We start from the raw sequence: 13,368 nt of genomic DNA, 5'->3' as shown, positions 1-13,368 counted from the left end.
TCACCACTGGAAGTGTCAGAAACACCGTCAGAAAAAGCAAAAGCCCACCGGCTAGGGTGGGCTAAGTGCTTGATTCTTAATGGTGGCCTGGGGCGGAATCGAACCACCGACACGCGGATTTTCAATCCGCTGCTCTACCAACTGAGCTACCAGGCCTTTGTTAATTTGCTGATTCGAAAGCGTGGCTCCGAATCAGCGAAGACCAAGACTATAACACAGCTTTTTGGCTCACAGCCCGCCGCCGCGCTTGTTGCGGCTCAAATCCACGCCAAGCTGCTTGAGCTTTCGATAGAGGTGGGTGCGCTCCAGCCCTGTCTTCTCGGCCACGCGGGTCATGGAGCCGCTTTCCTTGGCGAGATGGAACTCAAAGTAGCTCTTCTCGAACGCATCGCGCGCTTCGCGCAGCGGCCGGTCAAGCTCGAAGAGTTGCTCAGACGCCAGTTGTGCGACGGGCATGGCGCTCATCGAAGGCGCGCTCAGACTGCTGGGCATCGCGTGTGCAACGCCAAGCTCGGCGCGCGAGTAATTGGGCAGGCCGGGCGTGGGCACCGAGCGCGGCGCGGTCTTCACCAGGGCTTGCTCGACAGCTCGCAGCAGCTTCTGCAAAGTGATCGGCTTCTCCAGGAAGGCGTTGGCGCCGAACTTGGTGGCTTCGACGGCGGTGTCGATGGTGCCGTGGCCGCTCATCATGATCACCGGCATGGAGAGCTGGCCGCTGCTGCCCCATTCCTTGAGCAGCGTGATGCCATCCACATCGGGCATCCAGATGTCCAGCAGCACCAGGTCCGGCCGCATGCGCTCGCGCACGGCGCGGGCTTGCGCGGCGTTCTCCGCGAGTTCGATCGTATGGCCCTCGTCGCTGAGGATTTCGGACAGGAGGGCCCGGATGCCCAGTTCGTCGTCGACTACAAGAATGGTTGCCATGTATGCCTGCTGTTCACGCGGCCCTGTTCGCTTCGCCGGGTTCGGTCGGGCTGGGTGCAGTCGCGAGTTTTGAAAATGATAACGAAACTTGAGCACCCAGCGTCGCGGTAGCGTCCTCACCCGGAGGGTGCAGATTGCTCAGTCGAACCCGCGCGCCGTGCTCGTCGGCGATTTTCTTCACGACGGCAAGCCCGAGTCCCGTGCCTTTGCTCTTCGTCGTGACATAGGGCTCGAAAGCCCGCTTCAACACCTTGTCTGCGAAACCGGGCCCATTGTCGCTGACGATGAGCCGCAAGCCTCGCAGCTCGCCAGCATCGTTGAATGACTTCTGGGTGCGCACCTGGACATGGCCGTCAGGGCGGTCGCTGACAGCGTCCAGCGCGTTCTGCACTAGGTTGTGAATGACCTGCCGAAGCTGAGAGGTGTCGCCCATGATCAGCGGCAGCTCGGCTGCCAGTTCGGCGTGCAGGCGACCGGCTTCCTGGGCTGGCGCATACAGGCCCAGCACCTCGGACACCAGCGCATTGATGTCCAGCGCGGTGAGCTTGGCCGAGGGCAGGCGCGCATAGTCGCGGAATTCGTTGACCAGTTGCTTCATCGCCTGCACCTGGTTGACGATGGTGCCGACCGAGCGCACCAGCATCGCCTGGTCCGCGCCTTCGAGTTTGGCTTCCAGCTTGTGCTGCAGGCGCTCGGCCGAGAGCTGGATTGGCGTGAGCGGGTTCTTGATCTCGTGAGCCAGGCGCCGTGCCACCTCGCTCCAGGCTTGCGAGCGCTGCGCCGACACCACCTCGGAGATGTCGTCAAACACCATGAGCCGGCCATCCTGCGGCAGATAGGCGCCGCGCACCAGCAGCGTCAGCGTGTCCTGCCCCTCTTGCAGTTGCAGCTCGAAGGCGTCCTGCCAATGGCCGCGCTCGCCCGCCTCGGGCGCATCGCTGAGCTGATCGAAGCGCTGCCAGACCGCATGAGCAAAGGCTTCAAGCTCCGGAATGTCCTCGAGCCGTCGCCCTTGGTAGGCCGACAGCGGCAGGCGCAGGATGCGCGTGGCGCCGGGGTTCACCGTCTCGATGGCATGGCGCGAGTCGAACACGATCACGCCGGCGGTCAGGTTGTCCAGGATGGTCTGCAGATTGGTGCGCGCGCTCTCCAGCTGCGCCACGCTGCGCTCGACCAGCGCACGAGCATCGGCCAGTTGGTCCGTCATGTCGGCAAAAGATCGCGTCAGGCCGCCCAACTCATCGCGCGAGGCCAGCACCGGCTTGCGCGTCAGGTCGCCCTTGGCCACTTGCCGCATGCCGTCGGCCAGCAGCAGCAGCGGCCGCGCCAGCTGGTTGCCCAGGGTCACGGCCAGCAGCAGGGCCGCAAACACGGCCAGGATCAGCACCAGCGTCAGCGTGCCCAGATACATGCGGCGCAGGCCATCGCGTTCGAGTGCGCGCTGCTGGTACTCGCTGCTGGCCGTCTGCACCGCCAGCGCATTGGCCAGCACCTGGGCCGGCACGCGCTGTACCACCATCAGATAGCGGTCGCCGCCGCCCAGCTGCAACTGACTTCCCGGCAGCAGTGCCAAGGCCCGGATGCGGGCCTGGCCCTGCAGGGCCTGGGTCTCGTCCTCAAGACCTTCAAGCTGGCTGATCACGCCGGCCGAGCGCGCCTGGCGCATCAGACTGGCGGAGGGGCGATCCGGTGTCAGCGAGCTGGTATCGCCGCCCACGGCCAGCAGGATCTGCCCATTGCTGCCCACCAAGGCCACGCTGCGCGCGAGCATCTGTTCACGCAGCCGCTCCAGGGTCAGGGTCTGCGGGGCCGCGCCGGCCTCGCCCAATCGATCCGCAGCGTCGCGGGTCTTGTTGGCCAGTTCATCCACCAGACCGTCCAGCGTCACGCGGCCCAGGTTCAGCCCCGCCTCCAGCGCACCGGCCAGACGGACGTCGAACCAGCTCTCGATGCTGCGGTTCACGAACTGGTAGGACACGGTGTAGATCAGCAGCCCCGGCACCAGGCCCACCAGGGCAAAGATGCCGGCCAGCTTGAGCAGCAGCCGGCTGCCGAACTTGCCACGCCGCACCCGCAGCACCAGGCGCAAGGCAGCAGCACCGATCACCAGCACGAGCACGGTGGCGACCGTCACATTCAGCCAGAACAGCCAGACGTAGTGCCGCTCGAAAAAGCCGCGAGGCGCGGTCGCCCCGATGGACAACAAGAAGGCCAGCACACCGCCGGCACCCGTCACGACGACCAGAGAAACCAGCCAGGCCCAGCGCGCGGCCTTGTTCATGGCCTGATCTGGCTGCTGAAGTCAGGGTTGAGCGTCAGCGTGCGCGCCACGGCCAGGGTCCAGCCCTGGGGCGCGCCCAGGCCGATCTGCATCGGCCTGGGCAGCTGGTTGGTATCGAGCCGGTAACTGAACTCGATGTAGTGGCGGGCGTCGTCCTCGACCTCCCGGGCCTCGGCGATGCGCCAGCCAGAGATGCCCTGCAGGCTGGCCAGTGCTTCGTTCAGGCCGGCATAGCTGCGGTGCAGGCCACCGGTGCTGATCCGGTATTGGCGGGTCAAGGGCTGCCAGGCCAGGCGCCAGGTGCGGCTGACCCGCGCCACCCGGGCGTCACGCCAGTACCAGCGCGAGCGCCACATCGTGGCCTCAGCCACGAAGTAGATCGGCACCCCCTTGTGCAGCGCATCGTCCACCGTTCGGGGCAACTCGAAGCGGGTGCTGAAGCTCAGCTCCAGCGCATCCTCGCTGCGTTCGGTGGCCAGCTGCGTCAGCTCCACTGTGTCGGCCCGAGCCGCCAGCGGCGTCAGCCCGATGAGCGCCAGCAGCACGAGCTGGCAAAGCCAGGCCGTGAAGCGCGGAACACGAAGGGAGATGGAGGGCAGCAAGGCTCTAGTTCTTCACCAGCAGGGCGTAGAAGAAGCCGTCGACCATCGACGCCCCGCCGCCCGCGTTCAAGCCATTGTCAGCCAGGGGCAGCAGATGCCCGGTGACACCCTCCACGACCAGCGCCCGCGCGTCACTGTGGCGTTGCAAAAACGCATCGACCTGGGCCTGCCCCTCCGCCTTGAAGATCGAGCAGGTGGCATAGACCAGGCGGCCGCCAGCCTTCAGCGTGGGCCACAGCGCATCCAGCAGGCCGGTCTGGATCTCGGCCAGCGCGCCGATATCGCCGGGCCGACGCAGCCAGCGCACATCAGGGTGGCGCCGCACGATGCCTGAGGCGCTGCAGGGCGCGTCCAGCAGGATGGCGTCGAACTGCTGGCCGTCCCACCAGTTGGCGGTCTGGCGCGCGTCGGCCGCCGTCAGCCGGGCGCGCAGCTGCAGGCGGCGCAGGGTGTCCTGCACACGAGTCAGGCGCTGGGCATCCGCATCCAGTGCCAGCAAATCCAGATCAGCCAGCTCCAGCAGGTGCGCAGTCTTGCCGCCCGGCGCCGAGCAGGCATCCAGCACGCGCGCATCCGGCGCCAGCGGGGCCAGGTCTTGCCTGTCGGTCAGCAAAAGCGGCGCGGCCAGCTGGGCGGCCACATCCTGCACCGACACCAGGCCCTGATCAAAGCCCGGCAATGCCGTCACCGGCACCGCCTTCTCAAGGATCAGACCCTGCGGCGCCAGTGGTCCGGCCAGCCGCGCGGCGATGCCCACGGCCGCCAGCCGTTCCAGATAAGCCTGCGCCGTCAAGTGCCGCGCGTTGACGCGCAGACTCATCGGCGGGTGCTGGTTGTTGGCTTGCAGGATGGCCTGCCATTGGCTGGGCCAGTCCTGGCGCAGCCGCTCGATCCACCAGGGCGGATGGTTGAAGGCGCCCTGCGGATCGCGCTGCGCCGCGGCCACCACGGCATCGCGCTCACGCAGAAAGCGCCGTAACACTGCATTGACGAAGCCGGCCGCGGCGGGGGCGCGTTTCTGCATCGCCTGCACCGCCTGATCGACCACGGTGTGATCGGCATAGGGCGGCTCGGCACTGCTGGGCCACAGCAGGGCCAGCGCGCTGACCAGCAGGCTGTCCACCCGCGGCGGCGGGGTCTTGGGCGCCAGATGGGCGCGCGCGGCCTGCGCACTGCCCAGCAGGCGCAGCACATGAAAACTCAAGGCCTGGGTGCCGGGCCGCAGATCCGCCGGGCAGCGCGCCAGCACATCGGTCAGCGAGCGGCCTTCGCGCACCGCCTGCACGGCGTCCGCCACCTGACCCAGCAGGCGGTTCAAAGGCACGCCCAGCGTGCCTGAAGAGGGGGTAGAAGCTGTCACGCGCCGCAGTGTAGGGCTTGGAGGTTTCGCCCCTCGCGCACGGCCCTGATAACGCAGGGTCTTGAACTTGCGCTCACAATCGGTGCCAGAGACGACGAAGACCGAGGATTCCCATGAACGGCAAAGTGGGCCAGACGCCCGAAAGTATTTTCCGCAGCGAGGCTGAGCTGGCCGCGCTGCCCGCCTCCGAACGGATCCGCTACCGCCTGGTGGCCGCTGGCTGCCGCCATCACGCCAACGACAACATCGCGGCCTATATCGAGGACGGCGAGCTCGACGAGCTGCAGGCCGAGGTGCAGGCCAAGCTGCAGGAGGTGCTGCGCGCGCTGGTGATCGACACCGACAGCGACCACAACACGCAGGAAACCGCCAAGCGCGTGGCCAAGATGTACCTGCGCGAGATCTTCAAGGGCCGCTATGCCGATGCGCCCGCGGTGACCGAGTTCCCCAACGTCACGCGCCTGAACGAGCTGATGATCGTCGGCCCGATCACCGTGCGCAGCGCGTGCTCGCACCACCTCTGCCCCATCATGGGCCGGGTCTGGATCGGCCTGCTGCCCAATGAGCACAGCAACCTGATCGGCCTGTCCAAATATGCCCGCCTGTGCGACTGGATCATGAGCCGGCCGCAGATCCAGGAAGAGGCCGTCACCATGCTGGCCAACGAGTTGCAGGAGCGCGTGCAGCCCGACGGCCTGGCTATCGTGATGGAAGCCGACCATTTCTGCATGCACTGGCGCGGCGTCAAGGACATCGACTCGATGATGACCAATAGTGTGATGCGCGGTGCCTTCCTGAAGGACGCCAACCTGCGCCGCGAGTTCCTCTCGCTGCTCAGCAAGAAGTGACCCTGACCCGATAGCCCCCGGAGATTCCGATGCTTGTCCGCCTCCTCTACGCCAGCCGCGCCGCCAGCCCCTTGGGCGAGGCCGAGCTGAGCGCCATCGTCAAGAAATCCCGCGAACACAACCCGGCCGAGGGCCTGACCGGCCTGCTCTGCTACACCGACGGCATCTTCATTCAGGTGCTCGAAGGCGGCCGCAGCGCGGTCAATGCGCGCTACAAGCACATCATCGACGACCCGCGCCACAAGGACGTGATGCTGCTCAGCTACACGGAAATCACCGAGCGCCACTTCGCCGGCTGGAGCATGGGCCAGGTCAATCTGCACCGGCTCAACCCGGCGCTGATGCTGAAGTACGGCGAAAGCACCAAGCTCGACCCCTATGCGATGAGCGGCGCCACGCTGATGAAGCTGTTCGAGGAACTGGTCAACAGCGGCGCCATCGTCTGCGCCTGAGCGCAGAGCTCTCAGACTGAGCGCGCCGGCCCGAAGCCGTAGAAGCTGGCCAGCACCCGGGTCGGGAACTGCTCGGCCGCGAGGTTGTACTTTTCAACCGCCTGGTTGAAGACCTGGCGCGCAAAGGCCCGCTGGCGCTCGACCATCTTGAGTTCATCCACCAGCGCCATCACCTCGCCTTGGTGGTGCAGCTCGCTGTGGTGCTCCACCAGGCTCATCAAGCGCGTCAGCGCTGCGGCATGCAGGGCCGTGGCCACGGCAAGAGCGGCCACGGGATCGCCCGCATGCGGCTTGGCCCGCACCGCCTGCGCGGCGGCCTGTGCCTCGGCCTGAGCCGCTTCCAGCGCATCGAAGGTGGCGTGTTCATTGGGCAGCTGCGGCCGCAGCAGCGTCAGCAGCACGCGGCAATGCGCGGCGCGCGCGCTCAGCGCCTGATCCAGCTGCACATAGGCCGCGCCAATGGCATTGCGCAGCGCCATCAGGCGGTTGTAGGCGCCTACGCCCCAGAAGAACAGCAGGGCAACGAACAGCCAGCCAAGCCAGGACCAGTCCATCAGTGGGCCACCGCCGCAATGAACTCGTTGTAGCCCTTGGCTCTCAGCTCGCAAGCTGGGCAGTGGCCGCAGCCATGGCCCCACGCATGCAGCGTGCCACGCTCACCCAGATAGCAGGTGTGCGTGTGCTCGACGATCAGCGCATTCAGCGCCGCGCCGCCCAGCTGCTCGGTCATCGCCCAGGTCTGCGCCTTGGTGATGAACATCAGCGGCGTCTCCAGCGTCATCGGCGCATCCAGCCCCAGGCTCAGCGCCACCTGCAGCGCCTTCAGCGTGTTGTCGCGGCAGTCCGGATAGCCCGAGTAATCGGTCTCGCACATGCCGCCAACCAGTACCGAGGCGCCGCGCCGGTAGGCCAAGGTCGCCGCAAAGGTCAGGAACAGCAGGTTGCGCCCCGGCACGAAAGTATTGGGCAGGCCGTTGGCCTGCATCTCGATGGCGCGCTCGGCCGTCAATGCGGTGTCCGAGATCTGGCCCAGCAGCGCCAGATCCAGCACATGGTCCTCACCCAGCTTGGCAGCCCATTGCGGGAACTGCCGCGCCAGCTCGGCGCGCACCGTCTGGCGGCACTCCAGCTCGATGCGATGGCGCTGGCCGTAGTCGAAGCCAATCGTCTCGACCTCGGCATAGCGCTCCAGCGCCCAGGCCAGGCAGGCGGTCGAGTCCTGGCCGCCGGAGAACAGCACCAGCGCCTTGCGCGAGGACGCATCCATCTTCATTGCCGCACCTCGCCCTGCCCCAGCACGATCCACTTCATCGAGGTCAGGCCTTCCAGGCCCACCGGGCCGCGGGCGTGGAACTTGTCGGTGGATATGCCGATCTCGGCGCCCAGGCCGTACTCAAAGCCGTCGGCAAAACGCGTGCTGGCATTGACCATCACGCTGGCCGAGTCCACTTCGCGCAGGAAGCGCATCGCGTTCGGATGGTTCGTCGTCAGGATCGCGTCGGTGTGGTGCGAGCTGTAGCGGTTGATGTGCGCGATGGCCTCATCCAGGCTGTCCACCACCTTGATGCTGATGACCGGCGCCAGGTATTCCTCGCTCCAGTCGGCCTCGGTGGCCGCGGCCAGCTTGGCGCCGGGCAGCGGGCCCAGCAGAGCCAGCGTACGCGGGCAGCCGCGCATCTCCACGCCCTTGGCCGCGAAGATGGCGCCGATCTGCGGCAGAAAGGCCGCCGCCTGCGCCGCATGCACCAGCAGCGATTCGGTCGCGTTGCAGGGGCTGTATTTCTGCGTCTTGGCGTTATCCACCACGGTGAGCGCCTGCGCGATATCGACCTCGGCGTCCACATAGCTGTGGCAATTGCCGTCCAGATGCTTGATCACCGGCACCTTGGCCTCAAGGCTGATGCGCTCGATCAGGCCCTTGCCGCCGCGCGGGATGATCACGTCCACATACTCGGGCATCGCGATCAACAGGCCCACGGCAGCGCGGTCGGTGGTGTTGATCAGCTGCACGGCCATGCGCGGCAGGCCGGCTTCTTCAAGTGCATCGCCCACCATCTGGGCCAGCGCCAGATTGGAATGAATGGCTTCTGAGCCGCCACGCAGGATGCAGGCATTGCCGCTCTTGATCGCCAGCGACGCGGCCTCGATGGTCACATTGGGCCGGCTCTCGTAAATCATGCCGAACACGCCCAGCGGCACGCGCATCTGCCCCACGCTGATGCCGGTGGGGCGGCGCTTCACGCCGGTGATCTCGCCAATGGGGTCAGGCATTGCGGCCAGCTGCTCGCAGCCTTCGGCCACGGTGGCGATCACCGCTGGCGTCAGCTTCAGGCGGTCGCGCATCGGCGCATCCAGACCGCTGGCGGCAGCCAGATCGCGAGCATTGGCTTCGGCCAGCGCCGGCCCCTGCTCGCGCAGGCGCCGAGCCAAAGCCAGCAAGGCCTTGTTCTTGGCCAAAGTGCTGGCCGCGGCCATGCGGACCGAAGCGGCGCGGGCGGCCTGGCCCACGCCGTTCATGTAGGCGTCGAGATCGGTGGTGCTGCTCATGATGAGCGGCATTCTCGCTGATCGGGTTTTCACGCCACGCAATGCCGGCCCGGGGCCGGCGCAAGCCCGATACCTTGGAGTGAGCCTGCGAACTCCAACCTTCCTCGTCGGGCGACGCCCAAGCGCGGACCCCATCTGAAATTCCCGGAGCGACATGTGTATTGCTCTACGCAGAGTCGGGGGATGTCAAGTGTTCCTATGTGCGACGGCGTTGGAGTTCACTGTGTTCACTCCAACCTGCCGGGCTCCAAGCTTCAGGACCTGCCTCTTGCCACTCACCCCAAATCAGGGCGAGCCGCATCGCGGGGACCCATTTAGCGCCCCAGGCACTGCAGCGCCTCGGCCACGATCCAGCGCGTGATCTCGACGGCGCGCTGCGCGCGTGCCAGCGGCGCGGCCTGCCCCGCCCACAGCGGGGTGAAGTCAGCGCTGCCGCGCGCCTCGGCCGCGGTGCGCAGCGGCGCCAAGGCGGCACTGGCCTGCGGGAAGGCCGGTGCAAGCGCCGAGAGCGGCCCCAGTTCGCGCATCAGCCGGTTGACGATGCCGCGCGCCGGGCGGCCGCTGAACAGATTCGTCAGCGCGGTGTGCTCGGCCGCTGCGCTTTGCAGCGCTGCGCGGTGCACGGCCGGCGTTTTGCACTCTGGCGCCAGCAGGTAGGCGGTGCCGATCTGCACGCCGGCTGCGCCCAGCTTCAGTGCCGCAGCCATGCCGCGCCCGTCGGCGATGCCGCCAGCGGCGATCACCGGCAGATCGACGGCGTCGACGATCTGCGGCAACAGCGCAAATGTGCCCGGCTGGGTGCTGATGTCATCGCCCAGGAACAGGCCGCGATGCCCGCCCGCCTCCACGCCCTGCGCAATGATCGCGTCGCAGCCCTGCGCGGCCAGCCAGCGCGCCTCGGCCACAGTGGTGGCGGACGACAGCACGCGCGCGCCGGTGGCCTTGACGCGCGCCAGCAGCGCCGCCTCAGGCAGCCCGAAGTGGAAACTCACCACCTCGGGGCGCAGTTGCTCAACCAGCGCGCAGCTTTCGGCATCGAAAGGCCGGCGCGTGGCCGCTGGCAACGGCATGTCAGGGTCCAGGCCCAGCTCCAGGTAGAAGGGCTTGAGCGCAGCGCGCCAGGCGGCGTCGCGCGCCGCATCGGGCGCGGGGCTACGGTGGCAGAAGAAGTTCAGGTTCAGCGGCCGGCCAGGCGCCAGTTCGCTAAAGCGCGCCGCCTCAGCGCGGATCTGCTCGGCCGACAGCATGGCGCAGGGCAGCGAGCCCAAGGCCCCTGCCGAGGCTGCGGCTACAGCCAGCGCATGGTCGTTGGGCCCCGCCATCGGGGCCTGGATCAGCGGCAGGGCGATGCCCAGCAGATCGCACAGGCGGGTGTCGGGCCAGCTTGTCATCGGCAGCTCCTGTCTTTCAGCCTTCTCAGCCGACCCGGCTCAGCACCGCCAGCCACAGCGGCGCGGTGAGGGCAAACAGCAGGGTCGAGATCACGATGGCCGCGGTGGTTTCGGCTTCGCGCGTCTGGTAGCGCTGGGCAAAGATCAGCGCGTTCGAGCCCACCGGCAGCGCCGCCATCATCACAATCACAGCCAGCGGCTGGCCGCTCAGTCCCAGACCCCAGTGCGCCAGCAGCAGCACCAGGGTCGGCAGCGCGAACAGCTTCAGCAGTGCGAGGCTGACCGCGCCGCGCCAGCGCGAAGGCCAGCCGTAATAGGCCAGCGACATGCCGATCAACACCAGGCACAGCGGCACCACCGCCGTGCCCAGCATCTGCAGCACCTCGTCCAGCACGGCTGGCAACGGCAGGCCCACCGCGTTCCAGGCCAGGCCGGCCACCACCGGCAGTACAACCGGATGGATCACCGTGTTGCGAACGGTCTGCTTAAGCGTCTGCAGCAGGCCCGTGCCGACTTGTGCACGCGCCAGATCCAGCTCCACCAGCGTGGTCAGAACGGTCAGGATGATCAGCGCATGCAGGCTGACCACGGTGATGTGCACCGCCAGGCCCGACTCGCCAAACACGCCGGCCGCCAGCGGCACGCCCACCTGCAAGGTGTTGCCAAAGCTCGTGGTGATGGCCTGCACGCTGGGCAGTGCCGGTTCGCCGGCACCGGCGCCGCGCCAGCGCTGCACGCCGTAGACGCCGATGATCATCAGCAGCACCGGCACGAAAAAGGCGCTCAGCGTCAGCCAAGGCAGGCTGGCGAAGTCGACCCGCGCCGTGGTGCGGAACAGCAGGGCCGGCACGAATATGTAGAAGGCGGCGTTGGAGAGCACGCGAGCCGGGTCGCCGCCACTGCCGCCGGCCGTCTCGCTGCCCAGCCAGCGCATGCGGCCGACGAACCAGCCAATCGCCACCGCGATGAAGATGGCCAGCAGCTTGTAGAACACGATCCAGGACATGGCGGCAGTATCGCCGCGCCACCCACGCCCTTGCCTTCGTCAGGCGCGCAGGACGAACAAGCGAACGCGTGCCCTCAGGATTGCGGCGCCAGTTCCAGCTCGAAGCTGAAGCAGCTGCCGACGCCAGGCGCGCTCTGCACCTCGATCTGCGAGCCCATCAGGCGCACCAGCTGCTGGCTGATCGACAGGCCCAGCCCGGTGCCGCCGCCGCGGCGGTGGTCGTCGGAGACTTGCTCGAAGGGCTTGAATAGCCGCGCCAACTGGCCGGCGTCCATGCCGATGCCGGTGTCATGCACTTCGATGCGCACCCGCGCCAGCGCGGGCGTCTGCGCCAGCAGCCGGGCCTCCAGCCGCACCTCGCCGGCATCGGTGAACTTGATGCCGTTGGCCAGCAGGTTGAGCACCACCTGGCGCAGGCGCTGGCCGTCAACGCGCACCCGCGCCGGCATCTGCGGGTCCAGGCTCACCGCAAAGCGCAGCTGCTTTTCCTCGGCGCGGATGCGCACCGAATCGCAGGCCACTTCAAGCAGCGCGCGCAGATCGACCACCGCCGGCATCAATCGCACCTTGCCGGCCTCGATGCTGGCCATGTCCAGCAGATCGGAAATCAGGCTAAGCAGGTGATCGCCGGAATCGCGGATCAGGTCCACCTTGCTGTGCTGCGCCGCATTCAGGCTCTTGTCCATCTGCAGCAACTGGGCAAAGCCGAGGATGGCGTTGAGCGGCGTGCGGAACTCATGGCTCATGGTGGCCAGGAAACGGCTCTTGCTCTGGTTGGCCTCTTCGGCGCGCAGCTTGGCCTGGCTCAGCTCCAGCGTGCGCTCGGTCACCAGCTCTTCCAGATGATCGCGGTGGCGGGTCAGTTCCTGCTCAGCCAGGCGGCGCTGGGTGATGTCGCTGACCATGCCTTCGACGCGCAGATCGCCCTGGGCCGCGTCGCCGGCCAGGTGCACGCTGACCTCGATCCACAGCTCGCGGCCATCCGGGGTGCCAATCAGCAAGGGCACTTGCTGCAGCACGCGATGCCGGATCAGCGCCGCGGCCAGGCGCCGGTATTCGCCAGGCTCGATGCGCACCAGGCGTCGCAGTCCCGAGCGGCCCTGCAGCGCTGCGGACGGAAGCGCGAAGCCGAGCATACTGTTCAGCGCCTTGTTGATGCCCAGAAGGCGACCGCGCGCATCCGCCACGAAGATGCCCTCGGTAGCGTTCTCGAACAGGCCGCGATAGCGTTCCTCACTCTGGCGTAGGCCCTCGGACGAGGCCCGCAGCTGCAGGCTCATATGGTTGAACTGCTCGGTCAGCGCGCCGATCTCGTCTCGCCGCTCCAGGGGCTGGGTCACACCCAGCTCGCCGTGAGCCACGCGGCGCGCCAGACTGCCCAGCCTCACCACCGGCTGTGTGACAAAGCGATGCACCAGCAGATAGCTCGTCACGACCACGGCGGCCAGCACCGCCGCCAGCAGCGCGGCCACCAGCTGGCGCGTGTTGGCCACCGTCTGCACGACCTGGTCACGGTTGAAGACCAGCCGCGCCTCGCCGACCACGCTGGGCCGGCTGGCGGGCAGGCCCTGGTAGTGCAGCGTCACGTCGCGCGTCAGCGTCTGCTGGGGAGAAGAGTCACGCCGGCGCAGCACTGGCGCCCCGCTGATGCCGGCGGCCGTCAGCTCGATCGAGTGCACCTCGGGGTCCTGCATTACCGCGTCCAGCAGCGTGTCGACCGCCAGCGCGTCGATGTTCCAAACCGGGCTGGCAAAGCTGCGTTCCACCAGCTGGGCCATGCGGTCAGCGCGCTGCTCCAGCGCAATGCTGAGTTCGCGCTCCTCGCGCGCCGTCCAGTACGAGCCGATCATCACGACCAGCACTGAAGCCGCCAGTGCGATGCCGGCAATCAGGCGTGTCTGGATCGTCAGCCGATTGAGCCCCAAGGCCATGCCACTCCCTCTCGCTGCAAGGAGCG

12 protein-coding genes and 1 tRNA gene are annotated in these 13,368 nt (G+C 67.4%); 2 read left to right on the top strand and 11 right to left on the bottom strand.

Annotation, left to right across the window (positions count from 1 at the left end; translation table 11 throughout):
• Positions 1–80 precede the first annotated feature (80 nt).
• The 5 genes from ACIQ67_RS12220 to rsmB all read right to left on the bottom strand — a co-directional run bounded on the left by ACIQ67_RS12220 (position 81) and on the right by rsmB (position 5,167).
• Positions 81–156 (bottom strand) — tRNA-Phe (locus tag ACIQ67_RS12220).
• Positions 157–228: 72 nt separating this feature from the next.
• Positions 229–924, bottom strand: a complete 696-nt coding sequence (locus tag ACIQ67_RS12215) for a response regulator (RefSeq protein ID WP_397534643.1) — start codon at positions 922–924, stop codon at positions 229–231.
• A 13-nt stretch (positions 925–937) separates the two neighbouring features.
• On the bottom strand, positions 938–3,205 hold the full coding sequence (locus tag ACIQ67_RS12210; protein WP_397534642.1) for an ATP-binding protein: 2,268 nt from the start codon (positions 3,203–3,205) through the stop codon (positions 938–940).
• Positions 3,202–3,807 (bottom strand): DUF4390 domain-containing protein, encoded by a 606-nt coding sequence (locus tag ACIQ67_RS12205; protein ID WP_397534641.1) that lies wholly within the window; start codon positions 3,805–3,807, stop codon positions 3,202–3,204. The genes ACIQ67_RS12210 and ACIQ67_RS12205 overlap by 4 nt, the downstream gene beginning before the upstream one ends.
• Before the next feature lie 4 nt (positions 3,808–3,811).
• A complete protein-coding gene (gene rsmB, locus ACIQ67_RS12200; protein ID WP_397534640.1) occupies positions 3,812–5,167 on the bottom strand; it encodes a 16S rRNA (cytosine(967)-C(5))-methyltransferase RsmB in 1,356 nt (451 codons plus the stop codon).
• A 113-nt stretch (positions 5,168–5,280) separates the two neighbouring features.
• Here rsmB and folE point away from each other — a divergent pair, with 113 nt between their 5' ends.
• Both folE and ACIQ67_RS12190 read left to right on the top strand, forming a co-directional pair.
• Positions 5,281–6,015 (top strand): GTP cyclohydrolase I, encoded by a 735-nt coding sequence (folE, locus tag ACIQ67_RS12195; RefSeq protein ID WP_397534639.1) that lies wholly within the window; start codon positions 5,281–5,283, stop codon positions 6,013–6,015.
• A gap of 29 nt (positions 6,016–6,044) precedes the next feature.
• Positions 6,045–6,467: a BLUF domain-containing protein gene (locus tag ACIQ67_RS12190; RefSeq protein ID WP_397534638.1), complete on the top strand. Its 423-nt coding sequence runs from the start codon at positions 6,045–6,047 to the stop codon at positions 6,465–6,467.
• Positions 6,468–6,478: 11 nt separating this feature from the next.
• Here the strand turns inward: ACIQ67_RS12190 and ACIQ67_RS12185 are convergent, their stop codons facing one another.
• The 6 genes from ACIQ67_RS12185 to ACIQ67_RS12160 all read right to left on the bottom strand — a co-directional run bounded on the left by ACIQ67_RS12185 (position 6,479) and on the right by ACIQ67_RS12160 (position 13,342).
• Positions 6,479–7,021, bottom strand: coding sequence for a LemA family protein (locus tag ACIQ67_RS12185; protein WP_397534637.1), 543 nt, complete (start codon positions 7,019–7,021; stop codon positions 6,479–6,481).
• Positions 7,021–7,734: a 7-cyano-7-deazaguanine synthase QueC gene (gene queC, locus ACIQ67_RS12180; RefSeq protein ID WP_397534644.1), complete on the bottom strand. Its 714-nt coding sequence runs from the start codon at positions 7,732–7,734 to the stop codon at positions 7,021–7,023. Before queC ends, ACIQ67_RS12185 begins: the two co-directional genes overlap by 1 nt.
• Positions 7,735–7,736: 2 nt before the next feature.
• On the bottom strand, positions 7,737–9,014 hold the full coding sequence (locus ACIQ67_RS12175; RefSeq protein ID WP_397534636.1) for a glutamate-5-semialdehyde dehydrogenase: 1,278 nt from the start codon (positions 9,012–9,014) through the stop codon (positions 7,737–7,739).
• Between the two features lie 314 nt (positions 9,015–9,328).
• Positions 9,329–10,405, bottom strand: coding sequence for an NAD(P)H-dependent flavin oxidoreductase (locus ACIQ67_RS12170; protein ID WP_397534635.1), 1,077 nt, complete (start codon positions 10,403–10,405; stop codon positions 9,329–9,331).
• Between the two features lie 25 nt (positions 10,406–10,430).
• Positions 10,431–11,411, bottom strand: a complete 981-nt coding sequence (locus ACIQ67_RS12165) for an AEC family transporter (protein WP_397534634.1) — start codon at positions 11,409–11,411, stop codon at positions 10,431–10,433.
• A gap of 74 nt (positions 11,412–11,485) precedes the next feature.
• Positions 11,486–13,342, bottom strand: coding sequence for an ATP-binding protein (locus ACIQ67_RS12160; protein WP_397534633.1), 1,857 nt, complete (start codon positions 13,340–13,342; stop codon positions 11,486–11,488).
• Positions 13,343–13,368: the final 26 nt, after the last annotated feature.

This window comes from Roseateles sp., assembly GCF_044373315.1.
Taxonomy (GTDB): Bacteria; Pseudomonadota; Gammaproteobacteria; order Burkholderiales; family Burkholderiaceae_C; genus JACDQM01.
This window is presented reverse-complemented; position numbering and strand designations above follow the sequence as displayed.